The 17,451-nt window shown below is 53.0% G+C and carries 16 protein-coding genes; 13 read left to right on the top strand and 3 right to left on the bottom strand.

The window, feature by feature from the left end:
- Positions 1-59 precede the first annotated feature (59 nt).
- The 13 genes from ACOTYH_RS09685 to ACOTYH_RS09625 all read left to right on the top strand — a co-directional run bounded on the left by ACOTYH_RS09685 (position 60) and on the right by ACOTYH_RS09625 (position 13,707).
- Positions 60-773, top strand: coding sequence for a flagellar basal body L-ring protein FlgH (locus tag ACOTYH_RS09685; protein WP_015571594.1), 714 nt, complete (start codon positions 60-62; stop codon positions 771-773).
- Between the two features lie 58 nt (positions 774-831).
- A complete protein-coding gene (locus ACOTYH_RS09680) occupies positions 832-1,896 on the top strand; it encodes a flagellar basal body P-ring protein FlgI (RefSeq protein ID WP_045324746.1) in 1,065 nt (354 codons plus the stop codon).
- Entirely contained in the window at positions 1,896-2,825 is a 930-nt protein-coding gene (gene flgJ / locus ACOTYH_RS09675; protein WP_015571592.1) for a flagellar assembly peptidoglycan hydrolase FlgJ, read from the top strand. The genes ACOTYH_RS09680 and flgJ overlap by 1 nt, the downstream gene beginning before the upstream one ends.
- Positions 2,826-2,929: 104 nt before the next feature.
- Positions 2,930-4,570 (top strand): flagellar hook-associated protein FlgK, encoded by a 1,641-nt coding sequence (gene flgK, locus ACOTYH_RS09670; protein ID WP_017692832.1) that lies wholly within the window; start codon positions 2,930-2,932, stop codon positions 4,568-4,570.
- A gap of 11 nt (positions 4,571-4,581) precedes the next feature.
- Positions 4,582-5,475, top strand: a complete 894-nt coding sequence (gene flgL / locus ACOTYH_RS09665; RefSeq protein ID WP_017692833.1) for a flagellar hook-associated protein FlgL — start codon at positions 4,582-4,584, stop codon at positions 5,473-5,475.
- 65 nt (positions 5,476-5,540) lie between these two features.
- Positions 5,541-7,169 carry a methyl-accepting chemotaxis protein gene (locus ACOTYH_RS09660; protein ID WP_032649212.1) on the top strand — a complete coding sequence of 543 codons (1,629 nt, stop codon included), beginning with the start codon at positions 5,541-5,543 and terminating at the stop codon, positions 7,167-7,169.
- 169 nt (positions 7,170-7,338) lie between these two features.
- Positions 7,339-8,067: an RNA polymerase sigma factor FliA gene (gene fliA / locus ACOTYH_RS09655; RefSeq protein ID WP_026094273.1), complete on the top strand. Its 729-nt coding sequence runs from the start codon at positions 7,339-7,341 to the stop codon at positions 8,065-8,067.
- 356 nt (positions 8,068-8,423) lie between these two features.
- Positions 8,424-8,774 carry a flagellar transcriptional regulator FlhD gene (gene flhD, locus ACOTYH_RS09650; protein WP_421637719.1) on the top strand — a complete coding sequence of 117 codons (351 nt, stop codon included), beginning with the start codon at positions 8,424-8,426 and terminating at the stop codon, positions 8,772-8,774.
- Between the two features lies 1 nt (position 8,775).
- Positions 8,776-9,348, top strand: coding sequence for a flagellar transcriptional regulator FlhC (gene flhC, locus ACOTYH_RS09645; RefSeq protein ID WP_015571589.1), 573 nt, complete (start codon positions 8,776-8,778; stop codon positions 9,346-9,348).
- Positions 9,349-9,433: 85 nt separating this feature from the next.
- The gene (gene motA, locus ACOTYH_RS09640; RefSeq protein ID WP_017692837.1) at positions 9,434-10,330 is read left to right on the top strand and encodes a flagellar motor stator protein MotA; all 897 of its coding nucleotides are present in this window, start codon (positions 9,434-9,436) and stop codon (positions 10,328-10,330) included.
- Positions 10,327-11,232, top strand: a complete 906-nt coding sequence (gene motB, locus ACOTYH_RS09635; protein ID WP_017692838.1) for a flagellar motor protein MotB — start codon at positions 10,327-10,329, stop codon at positions 11,230-11,232. Before motA ends, motB begins: the two co-directional genes overlap by 4 nt.
- The gene (gene cheA / locus ACOTYH_RS09630; protein ID WP_421637718.1) at positions 11,219-13,207 is read left to right on the top strand and encodes a chemotaxis protein CheA; all 1,989 of its coding nucleotides are present in this window, start codon (positions 11,219-11,221) and stop codon (positions 13,205-13,207) included. The genes motB and cheA overlap by 14 nt, the downstream gene beginning before the upstream one ends.
- On the top strand, positions 13,204-13,707 hold the full coding sequence (locus tag ACOTYH_RS09625; protein ID WP_015571587.1) for a chemotaxis protein CheW: 504 nt from the start codon (positions 13,204-13,206) through the stop codon (positions 13,705-13,707). Before cheA ends, ACOTYH_RS09625 begins: the two co-directional genes overlap by 4 nt.
- A gap of 65 nt (positions 13,708-13,772) precedes the next feature.
- Here ACOTYH_RS09625 and ACOTYH_RS09620 read toward each other — a convergent pair whose 3' ends face one another.
- Genes ACOTYH_RS09620 through ACOTYH_RS09610 form a run of 3 tightly spaced genes read right to left on the bottom strand, consistent with a single transcriptional unit; the run spans position 13,773 to position 17,438 of the window.
- A complete protein-coding gene (locus ACOTYH_RS09620; RefSeq protein WP_421637717.1) occupies positions 13,773-14,828 on the bottom strand; it encodes an ABC transporter ATP-binding protein in 1,056 nt (351 codons plus the stop codon).
- A 1-nt stretch (position 14,829) separates the two neighbouring features.
- On the bottom strand, positions 14,830-16,041 hold the full coding sequence (locus ACOTYH_RS09615) for an ADP-ribosylglycohydrolase family protein (RefSeq protein WP_045906902.1): 1,212 nt from the start codon (positions 16,039-16,041) through the stop codon (positions 14,830-14,832).
- Complete coding sequence (locus ACOTYH_RS09610) at positions 16,038-17,438, bottom strand: extracellular solute-binding protein (RefSeq protein WP_040118006.1); 1,401 nt, start codon at positions 17,436-17,438, stop codon at positions 16,038-16,040. Before ACOTYH_RS09610 ends, ACOTYH_RS09615 begins: the two co-directional genes overlap by 4 nt.
- Between the last annotated feature and the right edge of the window lie 13 nt (positions 17,439-17,451).

Below are 17,451 nucleotides of genomic sequence, written 5' to 3'. Positions count from 1 at the left end.
CCTCTCTCTTACCGCTCCGGGCGCAGGCTCGGGCGGATAGATGGTTTATCGACACGTAAATGAAAACACTTTTTACATACAGTCCAACAGGGCTATCGCGTCCTGCACTGCTGGCGGGCGTGCTGCTGCTAAGCGGCTGCGCGCATATTTTGCAAAAACCGCTCGTGGACGGACCAACGTCGGCAGAACCATTACCGATGGCACCGGTCACAACCGGCGGCTCGCTGTTCCAGGCAGGACAGGCCATGAACTATGGCTATCAGCCGATGTTTGAAGACCGCAGGCCGCGCAGCGTGGGCGACACGTTGACGATCCTGCTTCAGGAAAACGTTAGCGCCAGCAAGAGCTCCTCCGCCAGTGCCAACCGTAATGGATCGGCCGGAATGGGATTACTGGCCATGCCGGGCAGCTCGAACAGCTGGCTGGGTAACGGCAAAGCTGACTTTAACGCGGAGGGCAAAAGCGACTTCTCCGGCAAGGGCGGGGCGGCAGCGCGCAACACCTTTACCGGCACCATCACGGTGACGGTAAATAAACTCCTGCCGAACGGCAATTTACAGGTGGTCGGTGAGAAGCAGATAGCCATAAACCAGGGGACCGAGTTTATACGCTTCTCGGGTGTGGTGAACCCTCGCACCATCAGCGGGGCCAACACCGTGCCCTCAACTCAGGTGGCGGATGCGCGCATTGAGTATGTCGGCAACGGCTACATCAACGAAGCGCAGACGATGGGCTGGCTGCAACGCCTGTTCCTGAACCTTTCTCCTTTTTGATACGACGATGAATACAAAATCCATTCTGTTATTTCTCGGCCTGCTGCTCAGCATTCCGATGCTGTACACGCCGGCGCAGGCCGAGCGAATTCGCGATCTGGCCACGGTGCAGGGGGTACGCTCCAACTCGCTAATGGGCTATGGGCTGGTGGTGGGGCTTGATGGCACGGGCGACCAGACGATGCAGGCGCCGTTTACGGGCCAGAGCCTCAATAATATGTTGTCCCAGCTTGGGATCACCGTACCGGCGGGCACCAACATGCAGCTGAAAAATATTGCCGCGGTGATGGTGACGGCCGAACTGCCGCCGTTCGCCCGCTCAGGGGATAAGATCGACATCGTGGTCTCTTCTCTGGGGAATGCGAAGAGCCTGCGTGGCGGTACGCTGCTGATGACGCCACTTAAAGGGGCGGACAACCAGATCTACGCGATGGCGCAGGGCAATGTGCTGATCTCCGGGGCTGGCGCGCAGGCTGGCGGCAGTCGCGTGCAGGTTAACCAGCTTAACGGCGGTCGCATTAGCGGTGGGGCGACGGTTGAACGCGAAGTCCCGAATGACTTCGCCACGCAAAACACGCTGCGCCTACAGCTTAACGAGTCAGATTTCTCGCTGGCGCAGCAGATCAGCGACGAGATTAATCGTCGCTATAGCGGTGGGGCGGCAATCCCTGAAGATGCCCGTACTGTACGTTTGTTTGCACCGCCGGATGGTCCTTCCCGGGTGCGTTTCCTCGCCAATATCCAGGATATTCCGCTGCGGGTGGGGATACAGGATGCGAAGGTCATTGTTAACTCTCGTACCGGCGCCGTGGTGATGAACCGCCATGTTTCCCTCGATGCCTGTGCCGTAGCTTATGGATCGCTGACGGTAGAGGTTACACAGAATAATGTTGTGAGCCAGCCGGATACTCCCCTCGGGGGAGGGCAGACCGTCGTGGTGCCACAAACCGATATCTCAGTACGCGACCGCGGCGGCTCGCTGCAAAGCGTGCGCAGCAGCACGGATCTGAACGCGGTGATCAGGGCACTCAATACGCTTGGCGCGACGCCAAATGAGCTGATGTCCATTTTGCAGTCAATGAAAAATGCAGGCTGCCTGCGTGCGAAGCTGGAGGTGGAGTGATGAACGCTTTCGATCGCCTGGATAAGCCAGCCTTTGACGTTCGCTCTCTCGACGCGCTTAAGCGCGATGCACGCCGCGCTGAACCCGGGGCGCTCAGGGCGGCGGCGCAGCAGATGGAGGGGATCTTCGTGCAGATGATGATGAAGAGCATGCGCGATGCCACCATCAAAGATGACCTCATGCACAGCCAGTCCACCGATATGTTTACCGCGATGCACGACCAGCAGGTGGCGCAAAATATTGCCGGGAGCGGACAGCTTGGGTTTGCGGATATGATTGTGCGCCAGTCAGGCGGGGAGATCGATAGCCCATCGGTGTCGACGCCCGGCAGCGGTCCGCTTAATTTGCCGGGACTTTCCTCCTCCGTCAGATCCGCCACCGGTCCGCTGGCGCCGTCTGCGTCGGTCTCCTTCGGCAAAGTAGCGCAGGGGGCTCAATCCTTTATTTCTCGTCTGCTGCGTCCAGCACAGATCGCTGCCAGGCAGAGCGGGGTTCATCCGCAACTGATCCTCGCGCAGGCGGCGCTGGAGTCAGGATGGGGGCAGCGTGAAATCCCCACCGCTGACGGCCGCCCCAGCCATAACCTGTTCGGCATTAAGGCCGGAGGTGACTGGCAAGGCAAGACCACAGAGGTGATGACCACCGAATACATCAACGGCGTGAAGCAAAAGATAAAGGCCTCGTTTCGCGTTTACGATTCCTATGAACATGCCCTCGCCGATTATACGAAGCTACTCACTAAGAACCCGCGCTATGCGGGCGTTGCGCATTCCCGTTCGCCGGAGCAGGCGGCCAAAGCGCTTCAGGCGGGGGGATACGCAACCGATCCTGCCTATGCGAAAAAACTGATCGCCATTATTCAGAAAGTAAAAGGTGATATTAAGCAGGGTGTAGAAGCCTATAAAAACGACCTCGCGAAAATATTTTAAAAAAGTTTTTAGATAAATTCGCAATCACCGATGAATAAAGCAGAGCAATAATTTTGACCCTGCCCGAATATCGGGCTGGAAATAACGGAATATCCAGGTGCCTTATGAACAACCTCTTTAGTCTCGCGAAAAGTGGCCTTAGCGTAGCGCAATCCGCTCTTAGTGTGGTAGGCAGCAACCTGACCAATGGCATGAGCGATACCTATAGCCGCCGCAGCCTTGTGATTGGTGAGCTCGGTGGCATGACCACGGGAAACGGATTTTATGGCTACGGTGCGACGGTAACTGGTGTCGATCGCGCTTACGATGCTTTTGCCAACAAGCAGCTACGCGGCTCCGTCTCAAACTGGGCCTCGCTTAACGGCCGCATGGAGCAATTGAGCGATATTGATAATATGTTGGGCGATGAATCCGACAACGTCTCTGTCTCCATCAATAACCTGTTCAAGTCGATGGCGACGCTGAGCGCAACCCCAGATGACGGCCCGGCCCGTTCCGCAGTATTCAGCTCACTCGGCGTATTGACCCAGCGCTTCAATGACAGCGGCAAGCGCCTCACCGCGCTGGAAAAGAGCACCAACACCAATATCGAAACCAGCGTTAAAGAAATTAATAGCATCAGCGACCAGCTGGCAGAAGTGAATAAACAGCTGGAACGCGTACAGGCGCAGAACGGTACGCCGCCTGCGGACCTGCTGGATCAACGTGATGCATTACTGGAAAAACTGAGTGAGCAGATCGGTATTGATGTAACCGAGAATAGCGTATCTGGCCGCGTCGACGTAACGCTTCAGGATGGTCGCCCCCTTGTCTTTGGCGAAAACGCCAGCAAGCTACAGGCCACAGCGTCTGAAAGCGATCCTGACAGAATCGTTGTCTCTTACGTTGATAGCAACGGCACTACCACGCCAGTTAACGAAGCGAGCATTACCAAAGGCCGCCTGGCCGGGTTGTTTAAGTTCCGCAGCGAAGATCTTGAGATCGCTAAAAACGAGCTAAACCAGATCGCCTTTATGATGGCGAGCCGCATGAACGAGCAGCACCGTTTGGGTGAGACGCCAGCGGGTGTGCCGGGGGGCGATCTTTTCTCTCTGCCACCTATGAAGGCGGTGGCAAATGCAGGCAATGCCGGTGGGGGAACGCTCGACGCTATCAGCGTGACGGACTACACCAACGTAAAATCTGAAAATTACAGCATCGACTTTGATGGAACAAACTGGAACGTAATGGGGGAGGACGGACGCCTGGTGAAGCAGGTGCCGGCCGGTTCCGCCACGCTTGAGTTTGACGGCATTGAGATTGATCTCTCCGGTGTGACCGCAAGCGCCGGCGACAGTTTTTCCTTTAATCCTATGGCTGGGGCTGCGGAGGGTATTGGCCGCGCGATCAACAGCGCACAGGATTTTGCCGCAGCGGATGCCTCCGGGGGCGGGGTGGGAAATAATCTTAATCTGGAAGAGATGCTTAAGATCCAGAATGAGAAACTGATTGGCGGCAGCACGCTGACGGAGGCTTATTCAAGCCTGGTGGGCACCATTGGTTCTAACGCGCGGGCGGTAAAATCGGGCATTTCCTCGGCTGAGATCGACCTGCAAACTAAATATGATGCGAAGCAGGCGCTTTCAGGTGTGGATATGAACGAAGAAACCGTCAATATGCAGATGTTTATTCAATATTACCAGGCCAATGCGCAAATTCTACAGACCGCAACCACCATGTTTGATTCGCTGCTTTCGATTAAATAAGGAGCTATCCGATGCGATTAAGTACGCTGTATATGTTTAAACAGAGCGCCGAGAGCATGTCAAAGCGCGTGAGTGATAATAATAATATTTATCTTCAACTCTCTGCTGGAAAATCGTTGCTGCGAGCCTCGGATGATCCAAAGTCCGCTACCGATGCGGTAAATTATCAGGACGCACTGGCGAAGCTTGAGCTTTACAGCAACGTACGTTCAACGGTGCGGAGTTCACTTGAGCATGAAGATAATATCCTGAACGGTGTGGGCAATTTGCTGACCACCACCCTCACCGAAAAAATCGTAGCGGCGAAAACGGAAAGCTACTCTGATGAAGATCGTCGGGCGCTGGGTGCAGAGATTAAAGGTATTCGCGGCAATCTGATGGATCTCGCGAATAATCGCGACGGGAGCGGGCGCTATATTTTTGGCGGATTTAAAAGCGATACGGCGCCGTTTGACGATGCGGGTAACTATGTCGGCGGTGATACCGCTCGTCGACAAACCGTTGCCGATGGTACGGATATGCAGACGGGCCACCTGGGCAGCGATGTTTTCGGGGATATATTCTCTGTTCTTGATAAAGCGGTAGAAGAACTTTCTCGCGATCCCATCGACCGTGATGCGCTGAATGCTGCGTTGAGCGCCGCCAGCGAAGCGGTTTCAGGCGGCATCGATCGTCTGGGTAAGGCGCAGGCGGAACTGGGGACCAACCTTCAGCAACTGGACGCGCTTGATATGAGTGGCGACGTCATGATCAACGACACCATAACCAAGGTTCAGACGGCCATTGGCGCTGACTATAGCACGATGACCTCGCTCATAATGGATTCTAAAATGTCAGAATTTGCGCTGAACGCATCCATGATGGTATTTCAGTCAATGCAAAAAATGAATTTATTTAATAAATAACATTATCTTTCCATCTTATTTATGAAAGTTTTAGCCGTATATTTATGTGCGGCTTATGAGGACCTATGTTAAATAAACTAAAAATCTATACCGTAATCAGCCTGATTATCGGCATGATCTCTTGCATGCTGTTTGGCGTTACGGCTTTTTCCGTTTATAACTCGGTGACGATTAATAAAAATTTTAAACGCGTTGTGGACGTTAATGACAGCAACGCCTATATGACTAACGCCGCATATAACATTAACTCGGTGGTGGCGAATACGAACGGGATGATGCTTCAGACGTCGCTGCATAAACCGCTGTCGCCAGAGATGATCAAACACACCCACAACCTGCTGAAAGAGGCGCGCAAGGAGATGGATGCTTTCGCGCAGGTGAAATTCAACAGCCTGGCAGAGACAAGGGCTGCTGAGGAGCTTCGCGCCAAATTTGACCTGGTTTATAACACCGTCCAAACCAAGCTCGGCTATCTTGAGCGACCGGAAGGATACCCGGGCTCGATGAACGGTGATATGGAACTGCGTACCGAGCTGCGTCAAAAAATTGAGAAGTATTCAGAAATCTCATCTGACCGGGGGTACGAATATGTATCAGTAGCTGAAAGCAGCTACAAGATGATGATTTGGGTAAGCGTGGTTATGATGGCTATCGCGATTTGCGTATTGTTAGCCGTTCGTTACTGGTTGCGTATTGCGCTGGTGCGCCGGATGGAAACTACCGTTGAGATGCTTCAGCGCGTAGCGGCAGGCGATCTGAGTCATGCCATAGAGACTGGCGCTGATAACGAAATTGGCAAAATGCTCAGGGAGCTTGAGAAGATGCGTGTCTCCCTGACCAACACCATTACCGGTATCCGTGAAGGGGTAGTGAATATCCATTCTAACGCCCAGGAGATTGCTCAGGGCAACAGCGACCTTTCCTCCCGTACCGAAGAACAGGCTGCGGCCCTTCAGGAGACGGCTGCCAGCATGGAGCAAATTAAAACCACCGTACGCCAGAATGCGGATAACGCACATGCGGCGCGCAGTCTGGCAGAAGGGGCAAGCATGAATGCCCAAAATGGCGGTGAGGTGATGGTAAACCTGGAAGCTATCATGGCGCAGATTACCGAAAGCTCCCGTCAGATTGCTGATATTAACGGCGTCATCGACAGTATCGCCAATCAGACCAACATTCTGGCCTTGAACGCAGCGGTTGAAGCCGCTCGAGCGGGAGAGCAGGGGCGTGGTTTTGCGGTAGTTGCGGAAGAAGTGCGTAACCTCGCCAAGCGCAGCGCCGATGCAGCGAAAGAGATTAATCAGCTGATTAATACCAGCGTTAACAATATTGATACAGGTTCGCGCCAGGTAAGCCAGGCGAGCGGCGTCATGCAGGACATCGTGACTTCGGTTGCTGAGGTGACGCAGATTATGGGCGAAATCAGTTCGGCCTCTGACGAGCAAAGTGCGGGTATCAATCAGATTTCGCAGGCCGTGAACGAGATGGATCTGGTGACTCAGCAGAACGCGGCGATGGTGGAAGAAGCGGCCATGGCGGCAGGCAAACTGGAATCTCAGTCGGACGAGCTTGAGCAACTTGTTGCCCAGTTTACCCTGCGAGATGAAAAAGTTGAAAAACGCCATACGCCCGCGCCGGAAAAAATGACGTTGCGTCACGTTGAAAATGATAATGCGCAGTGGGAAACGTTCTGACATCTGCGGAAAGAGAATAATTGGCGTCAATAGTGCCGCCAATTATTCCTGTCAGGCAGCGCGATGATTAAATTAACAGAATGCGCATTTTTATAAAAGCTTATCGCACTTTTTGATTATGTGGTTTCAACTGATAATTGAGAATGTGAAGATTAGGTGGAAGAAATGCGTGGACGGTATATACACAGCTGAAGGGCTGGAGAATAAAACGGCATTGTGGTCAAAATACCATTTTATCGTCAGGCAAGAAGCGCTGCGTTTGCATAAGAGACTGCCTGCCAATGTCGAATTAGACGATCTCATTCAGGCGGGCTCCATGGGTTTTTTGAGTGCCATTGATAGCTTTGACCCTAAAAAAGGGGTGGCCCTTAATGCCTGGATCTCACAGCGTGTGAAATGGGCATTAATGGATGAGCTTCGGGAAAGTGATTGGGTTCCACGGCGCGTGCGATCGCATTCGCGGGAAATTGTGTCACTTATTCAGCAGATCGAACAGGAAAAGGGGGGAGAAGCGACCGAAGCTGATATTGCTGAACGGATGGGCGTTTCGCTAAAGGAATTTCAGCAAATGCTGGCTGATAATAATAGCAGCCAGATGTACTCTATTGATGAACTTCAGGAAAACTATTCAGACAGTTGGGAGAGTAATGACGGCGAAAATGCACAGCTTAATCCGTTAAATGAGGCCATTCAGGAAAACTTGATAGCCAACATTGCTGAGCATATCCGAATGATCCCCAAGCGTGAACAGCAGATATTGCAGTTTTATTATCAGCAGGATCTGAACATGAAAGAGATTGGATTAATTTTGGGCGTTACCGAAACGCGCGTTAGCCAGTTGCACAGTTTAGCGATAAAACGCTTACGAAGCAGAATGGATCGGTTAAGGAAAGAATAACATAGCGATAACATTAACAAGATTAACAATATTTCCTAAGTAAAGTTAATTACGTTGCGTGATAATTAAGAATGTTTAACAATGTGTATTTTTATAGGTAAATCATTTAGTTATGATAGTTTTCTGGTGCGCGTTGTTTTCTTAAAGCTTGCTAGGAAAATTCTTAATGAATATGATTTCGTCAGATTTGTGATGTAGCCATCCTTTGGCATTGAAAAGTTTTTCGATAATTTATTGAATCAGCTTGACTGAATTCAGCGATTATCAATGCCAAAAGACTCTCTGCATCGACCGGGTAAACATTTTGCCTTAACTATTTAGCCTTGTTTGTGGTTGAAAAACAGTGGGAGCTTTTTGTGTCCAATTTTGACGAGTATCTGCAAAACATTCACGATATTAATCTTTCTTATTTATTACTGGCGCAGCAGCTGATCAGACAGGACAAGTTTGCTGCAAGTTTTCGTCTCGGCTTATCCGAAGGCACGATTGATAATTTAAAAGAGTTGTCTTTACCACAGTTGATGAAACTGGCTGCGACCAATCAGTTGATTTGTCGTTTACGCGTCGATGACGAAGTGGTCATCGAAAATTTGACGAAAGATTCGCGTATTGAAGCTCTTCAGCAAATTCATACCGGCATCATTTTATCGACAAACTTACTTAATTCATTAAGCGAGTCCGATGCTGCTGTGACGGGAGATGCATAAAATGTGCGAGAAAAGTTTATTGCAAGAAATTGAAGAGGTAAATATTGCCATGGGGTTAATTAACCTTGGGGCAAGAATGCAGGTTCTGGAATCTGAAACTTCTTTAAGTCGTCGGCGTTTACTGCGCTTGTATAAAGAGTTACGCGGCTGTCCGCCTCCAAAAGGGATGCTCCCTTTTTCTGAAGACTGGTTCATGTCATGGGAGCAGAATATTCACTCTTCCATGTTCTATAACATTTACCTTTATCTTCAGAAAACTGGGGGCGGGCGCCCTATTGAAATATTGATGAAAACCTACCGTCTTTATCTGGAGCAGTGTGGTTCTTGCTGCGACGATAAACCTGTCCTGGGGCTAACGCGTGCCTGGACATTATTACGCTTTATCGACTGCGGTATTATTTCCCGTAAGGCCTGTAGCGTTTGTTCCGGTGGTTTTGTGGTCACGACGGAATTCATCAAAAACCCGTTCACCTGTAGTTTGTGTAGCCCTCCTTCGCGGGCATTTAAGAAATCGCAGGTCAACCTCAGCGGAATCGCAGGCAATTATGCCACGCCGGAAATTATGACAGCCTGACGGATGTTCGATGGCAATGCACAGGATGGCGTTTTATTCGATGCCACGGCACTCGACATCGGTCAGCGAGTAAAAAGGAGAGAGTGTGTTAGTTATCTTTGGCTATCTTGTTGTTATTGCTACCGTATTTGGTGGGTTCGTACTGTCTGGTGGTAATCTGCTCGCGCTGTTCCAGCCTTTGGAATTGTTAATTATCGGCGGTGCCGGGGTCGGCGCTTTTATTGTTGGTAATAACATGAAATCCCTTAAGGCGACGGGTAAAGCTATCGTGAAGCTGTTCGTGGGGAAACGCTACAACAAAACGGTTTATATGGACCTGATGGCGCTTATGTTTTTGCTGCTGTCAAAAAGTCGTGTTCAGGGACTCATGTCACTTGAGAAAGACATTGAAGATCCGGCGGGCAGCGAAATTTTCAGCGCTTATCCTCGTCTGATGAGCGATCCGATGTTAAGCAACTTTATCCTCGATTACTTCCGCCTGATGATTGGCGGAAGTATGAACTCGCATGAAATCGAAGCGTTAATGGATGAAGAAATTGAAACCTGCGAAGAGGAGCTTGAGGTTCCGGCCCACAGTCTGAATACCGTCGGCGATGCCTTTCCGGCCTTTGGTATTGTGGCTGCCGTCATGGGGGTAGTGAACGCGCTCGGTGCCGCGGACCGACCCGCAGCCGAGCTCGGAATGCTGATTGGCCACGCGCTGGTGGGCACGTTCCTCGGAATTTTGATTGCCTACGGGTTTGTTTTACCGCTCGCAACCCTGCTGCGTCAGATGAGTTCCGATCAGGTCAAAATCCTTCAGTGTATAAAAGTCACGCTGCTCTCCAGTCTAAACGGCTATGCGCCACAAATTGCCGTGGAGTTTGGCCGAAAAACCATTTTTACCAGCGAACGGCCTTCCTTTGAGGAGCTTGAAGAGCATGTGCGGGAAGTGAAATCCAGCGCCAGCCTTAAGTCTAAGTCTGCGGATGCCACGGCATGAAAAACGATTCCCCGATAATCATTTCGCGCAAGCGAAAGAAGAAAAAGCATGCTCATCACGGTGGTACGTGGAAAATCGCCTACGCCGATTTTATGACCGCGATGATGGCGTTCTTCCTGGTAATGTGGCTGATTTCTCAGTCCAGCACGGTGCAGCGGGAGATGATCGCCGATTACTTCCGCATGCCGCTTAAGCCATCTATGGCCAATGGCGACAAAACCAGCCTGAGCGACAGCATCATCCCCGGCGGCGGTGACGATCTGATGAAGCAGGACGGAGAAGTGGCGAATCATAAGCGGGTACAGAGCGAGCGGCAGCGCTGGATGGAGAGCCTGAAACAGGCCAGAGATAAATTGCAGCAGATGATCGAAACCGATCCCCGGCTCAATAACTTTAAATCCAACATTATGCTGCGTCTTACCAACGACGGCCTGCTCATTCAGATCACCGACAGCCAGGATCGCCCGATGTTTAGAGTAGGCAGCGAGCTGCCGGAATCCTATATGAACGGCATTTTGCAGGCGCTTGTGCCGCTGTTGCAGGAGTTGCCCAATAAAATCAGTCTCACCGGCCATACCGACTCGCTTCCCTATGCGGGCGGCACCTCCGGATACAGTAACTGGGAACTTTCTTCCGGACGCGCCAACGCCGCGCGCCGCGTGCTGGTTAAAGCAGGTCTTGACGATGAGCGTTTTCTTCGCGTGATCGGCACGGGAAGCCGTATGCCTTTAGAAAACAGTGATCCCTCAAGTCCGGCGAATCGCCGTATTAGCATTTTGGTATTAAGTAAAACCAAAGAACAGGATATCCGTCTGGAAGACACGCGCATGCATCGCCCAGAAAACGTCCTGAACAACACTACGCAGCAGGAGGTAAGGGGGTATAGCGATGGACATGAATGATTTCACCGAGATCTTTTTTACCGAAGCGGAAGAGCTGCTGGCCGAGATGGAGAAGCATTTGCTGGAGATTGATGCCGCATCGCCGAATCCTGAACAGGTAAATGCCATTTTTCGCGCAGCGCATTCTTTGAAAGGCGGGGCAGGGACTTTTGGCTTTAATGCCCTGCAAGAGACCACGCATCTACTTGAGAACCTGTTTGACCAGGTGCGAGCCGGAGAACGCTCGCTTAACCGAACGACCGTTAATCTATTTCTGGAATGTAAAGACATTATGCAAGCGCAACTGGAAGCCTATCAGTCTTCGCAGGAACCTGATGAAGCGAGTTATCGCTATATTTGTGAAGCCCTGCGCAAGATTGCTCTGGAAGACAAACATGCCCAGACGGCAGTCGAGTTGCAAGACAAAGCCGCGACGCAGCAGGGGGCAGCTGATGGTGAGCCTTTACTCTGCGTGACGTTGAAGAAAATTCCTGAAAGCGAGCGGGCAATGCTTCAGGAAGAGTTATCCCACATGGGAGAGATTGTCGCTACGGAGAAGGCTGATGATGGCATGGTGGTTCAGCTGCGCACGAGCGCCTCTGCCGATGATATCTCCGCGGTGCTGTGTTTTGTGCTTGAAGAGTCGCAAATCCTTATCGAGCATGTCGTTCAACCAGCGTCGGTTGAAGTGACTTCTCCTGTTACGGACAAGGCTTCTGTAGTCGCGGACCATTCAGAACCGCCTTCACGACCTGCCGTGCCGGTGCCAGCCCGCAGTAATAGTCAGGAATCGGGCAGCATCCGCGTGGCGGTCAGTAAAGTCGATCAGATCATTAACCAGGTGGGTGAGCTCATCATCACCCAGGCGATGCTATCTCAGCTTTCCAAAAAACTTGATCCAGCGAGCTACGACATGCTCTCCAGCTGCGTGGCGCAAATGGAGCGTAATACACGCGAGCTTCAGTCATCAGTCATGTCGATTCGAATGATGCCAATGGATTATGTGTTTAGCCGCTTCCCGCGGCTGGTGCACGATCTGGGTTCTCGCCTGAACAAAGAGGTAGAGCTAACTCTTCGTGGCGGCTCGGCCGAGCTGGATAAGAGCCTGATCGAACGCATTATCGACCCACTGACTCATCTGGTGCGTAACAGTCTCGATCACGGCATTGAGCAGAAAGAAGAACGTGCCCGTAAGGGGAAGTCGGTAGTGGGCAATCTTATCCTCTCGGCGGAACATCATGGCGGCAATATCATCATTGAGGTGACTGATGATGGTGCCGGACTGAACCGGGAGAAAATCCTCGCGAAAGCCCGCTCCCAGGGAATGAATATCAGCGACACCCTCAGCGATGAGGACGTATGGATGCTGATTTTCGCCGCGGGATTTTCCACCGCAGAAAGCGTGACGGATGTTTCCGGGCGCGGCGTGGGTATGGACGTGGTCCGTCGTAACATTATGTCCATGGGCGGCCATGTCGAAGTCCTTTCAAAGCCGGGAGAAGGCACGACGATACGCATTATTCTGCCGCTGACGCTGGCAATCCTTGATGGCATGCTGGTGAAAGTTGGACAGGAGATCTATGTTCTGCCGCTCGGCGCGGTAATGGAATCGCTGAGGCCCGGCGAGGATATGCTCTGCCGCTTCGTCGGGGAGGAACGTCTGCTGCAAATTCGTGGCGAATATCTTCCGCTGGTGATGCTGCGTCAGCGCCTATCGGTGCCCGGCGAGACCGCACCTGAAGATGGCATTGTGGTGATCGTCCAAAGCGCTGGATGCCGCTACGCCCTGTGGGTCGATCAGCTCATTGGTCAGCAACAGGTTGTGGTAAAAAACCTCGAACAGAACTATCGCAAAGTACCGGGCGTTTCAGCCGCGACCATTCTCGGTGATGGCAGCGTTGCGCTAATCCTCGACGTGGTTGAACTGTCGACGATGAACGGACAAAAGGAAAACCATGTCAGGCCGACGTTCGGCAAGCAAGGAGTAACAGCATGACCCAAACAACGACAAAGCCTGCGGGCGCGGACGCCATTGCGCAGGAGTATCTGGTTTTTCGTCTCGGTAACGAAGAATATGGGATCGACATTCTGAAGGTACAAGAGATACGTGGATGCGATAGCGTTACTCGTATCCCGAACGCGCCAGGTTTTATCACCGGCGTGACCAACCTGCGCGGTGTGATAGTGCCAATAGTTGACCTTCGCGTGCGCTTCAGTCTTCCTGACGTTCAGCAGGATGACAGTACGGTAGTGATCATCCTTAACCTCAATAATCGCGTTGTAGGAATCGTGGTAGACGGTGTGGTTGACGTGCTGTCGATGGACATGGATCAGATTAAACCGACGCCGGACTTCGCGTCCATGCTATCAAGCCGCTATCTTCTTGGGCTTGGCGTGATGGAAAACAGAATGATCATCCTGGTCAATATCGAAATGCTGCTCAGCCGTGAAGAGATGGATATGGTGGATTCGATGCTGGAAACTAGCCTGGCCTAGCCTGATATATACCCACCGCCATTATAAAATCCCCCTGCGATTGCAGGAGGGATTGATTAAGCATTCTATGACCGCAGGCGCTTACCGGTCTGGGCATAAAACAAGAACATTTTTTCCGCGTCTACGGTGAGGAAGACCTTCTGACCCACGTTGATATCCAGCTTTTCATGGGACACCACGATCAGCTCCTGATCGTTGATACGCACCCGGATCTCCTGTCCTTCCCCGGTCATTTCTATCAGCACGATTTCCGCTGGCATCCCTGACTCGCCGAGCCGGATATAGTGCGGTCGGGTGGCGCAGATGATCTCCATCCCTTCAATATGTGAGCGGAGGGGGCAGGGGAAGCGGTAGCCGTTGTTGAGCACAATCTCGCCGTGCTGAATCACGCCTTTAAGGGTGTTAATTTCCGGCGTGCCGATAAAGCCCGCGACAAACAGGTTATCCGGGTTACGGTACAGCTCTTCCGGGGTGCCGACCTGCTCAATATGTCCGGCATTCAGCACCACAATCCTGTCCGCCATGGTCATCGCTTCCGTCTGATCGTGCGTCACGTAGATGGTGGTGCGACCCATCCGCTGGTGGATCTTACGAATTTCTCCGCGCATTTTATGGCGCAGTTTGGCGTCCAGGTTGGAGAGCGGTTCATCAAACAAAAAGGCCTTCGGGTCACGCACCAGCGCGCGTCCCATCGCCACGCGCTGACGCTGGCCGCCGGAAAGATCCCGCGGGAGGCGATCGAGCAGATGCGTCAGGCCGAGGATTTCCGCTGCCTCTTCCACGCGCGCCATCCGTTCCGCTTTTGAGACGCTGGCAAGCTTCAGGGCAAAACTCATGTTGTCCCGCACCTTCATGTGTGGATAGAGCGCATAGCTCTGGAACACCATGGCGATATCGCGTTTTTTGGCGGGCAGAGTATTGACCACCTCGCCGTGCATCAGCAGTTCACCGGAGGTGATATCTTCCAGACCCGCAATCATGCGCAGCAGGGTGGATTTCCCACACCCGGACGGGCCGACCAGCACAATAAATTCGCCTTCGTGAATGCTCAGCGAGATCCCTTTAATGATGCTGACGTTGCCGTAGGATTTACCGAGATTATTTAAAACGATTTGGCTCATGTTACTCTCCTCGCCCGGCGGTGTGGCCTGGCTGCAATAATGGCATGACGTGCTGGCGGTAAAGCGCCGCCGCAGCGAGATCCTGCTGGATAATGCTTTGTGCTGATTCGCTGAAGCGCAGCGCGGCCGTACGCAGATCCAGGCGGTTGGCGCTATCAATACCCGCCAGCACCTCAGGTTCGACAATGGCTTCCCCGTGCAGCGCGCCTAAAATCGCGCCGCTCATCACCCCGATAGAGTCGGTATCACGGCCTGAATTGATGGCGTCTTCCACCGCCCCGCGAAACTCGCCTTCGCGCAGCAGGCAGAAGGCCAGCGCCATTGGCAGTTCCTCAATCGACATCAGGCGCGAGGGCTGGTAGGCCATGGTCGGGACGCCCGCTTTTTCCGGGCCGTGCATCAGGTCATCTCCCATCGGTGAGAAGGGCAAAAGCGTATCGTGCAGGGCGTCAACGACCTGTTGATAATCCCATGCGGTTCCACGGTAGCGATGCGCGACCTCAAGCGTTGCCGCGATGGCCTGGCGGGTGCCGTCTTTAGCCAGTTTCAATGCGATGTTGGTGATAGCCTCAATGGTGATGCCAGGAATAAATGCCGCTGCAACGCAGGCGGCGAAGACCCCGGCGGCCTCCAGCCCATAGCTCTGCTGATGCCCCTGGGTGAAATTAATGGCTTCCTGGTAAGCTGCCTCAGGGTTGCAGGCATTAATAGCTCCGATGGGGGCGGCATACATGGCTGCGCCGCAGTTCACCATATTGCCCACGCCGCCCTGGCGCGGATCGCAGGCGGCCAGTTGCAGACGATGGAAGATCCATTTTTCCGGATAAAACAGGCGCTCAATAACCAGCGCTTCCCGATCCAGTTCCGGCACCCAGCGCGGTTCCCAGGCAATCTTCCGCACAAAAGACTCCCCCATATCCCACGCATCAACGTGACGGCCCAGCTCGCTGTAAACCTCCATCAGGCAGAGCGTCATCAGCGTATCGTCGGTGATGATACCGTTGCCGCGTACGCGGTTGTTGCGCCGTGCGGACGGCTCGTCCATCCGGTGCCAGCGCTGGTGGATGGAGGTGACGCGGCCATATTTCTCCGCGATTTGCCGGGCGGAGAGTTTCTCAACCGGTCCGCCTAAGGCATCACCGAACGCCACGCCATACAGCATGCCCAGAATGCGGGACGTGAACGATAAATCAGCGGCTTGAGTAACGGTCATTTTAATTTTTCCTCTGCATATTCGGTCATGGCGTTTCCACCTGCGGCTTTCCAGGCGCTGACATACTGATCCCACTGATCAAATGACGCTTTGCCAGAGACAAACTGGTACGCCCACTGGTTATAAATACTGCTGGTTGAGTCGATGGCGGCGGCAAACGACGCCGGGAAGATAAAGGCGTTATCCGCCGTAAAATAACGTTGTGAATTGTCGATATAGCGCAGCATCGCAGGCGTCCGCCACTCCACCGGCGGCTTCCAGTTGGCGGCCTGGATAAACCGCGGATACCAGGCATTAATTTTTGGCGTCACGTTTATCGTGTTGCCCTTACGAACGTAGTGCGTGTTCTCGAAGCCCATCTGCTCCATCATTTGCCCTTCCGGGCTTGCCAGAAAATCGAGCAGGATCATCACTTCCTTTTTATGTTTCGAGAGCGAGGACATGGCAAAGCCGCGCGTTTCCATGGAAACATCTGTCGCCGCCAGCCCTTTACCTGCCGGGCCTTCGGGTGGGTCGAGCAGGGTGAGGGTGGCGTCAGGATGGATCTGGCGCATCTTTTCCTGGTACACGCCGACGTTGCCCGGCGATGAGACGGATACCACGCCAACCTTGCCGGTATAAAACTCATCCTCTTTTAGCTCCCAGTTGGTGGTGATGTACTGGGAGGAGAGCAATCCTTTCTGATACAGCGAATGGTAGAACTCCAGCTTGCTCCGCTCCTGCGGGCTTATCTGGGCGTTGATCAGCTTGCCCTGATCGTCCTTGAGCCAGGTGGCGTGAATGCCAAACGCCGGGTTCATAAAACCGTCGAGATCGCGCAGGTCTTTCTCGGAGGTGATCCCCCAGCTATCCGTCTTACCGTCGCCGTTGTAGTCACCGGCGTGGATCGCATTGAACAGCGTGACGTACTCCGCCAGCGTTTTGGGTGATGCGCTGAATCCGCTCTTCTGTAACCAGTCCTCACGGATCACCGGCTGGCGCGCGCGCAGGGGAAAGACATACAGCAGGGTCGGATGGTTTTGCAGGCGAAGCTGGTTGTGCGGCCACAACGCCTCTTTCAGATAGCGGGTTTGCGCAATCCACGGACGCCAGTCTTCAAGTATGCCCTGTTCGACCATCTTCTGGTCGCTGCCGTTGAAATAGATCAGATCAGGGATGGTGCCGGAGAGCAGCATCACGTTCAGCACGTCGGAGTAGCCGGAAGACGACAGGTTGACGATCTCAATGTGGATATCGTGTCCCTGGCGTGCCAGCGCCTGCTCGATTCGCTGAATATGCGCGACATCTTCGCGGTTGGTGGTCAGCAGATCTTTTTCCACAATCCGGATAGTGACCGGCTCGGCCCAGGCGGCCTGGCATAACAGCAGGCCGCAGGCGATTGCTGTGAATAATTTCATCGTCATCGCTCCT

It is taken from the genome of Enterobacter cloacae complex sp. SHL001 (genome assembly GCF_049236825.1).
Lineage (GTDB): Bacteria > Pseudomonadota > Gammaproteobacteria > Enterobacterales > Enterobacteriaceae > Enterobacter > Enterobacter hormaechei_C.
Note: the sequence above shows the minus strand (reverse complement) of the source record. Positions and strands in the feature narration are given on the sequence as shown.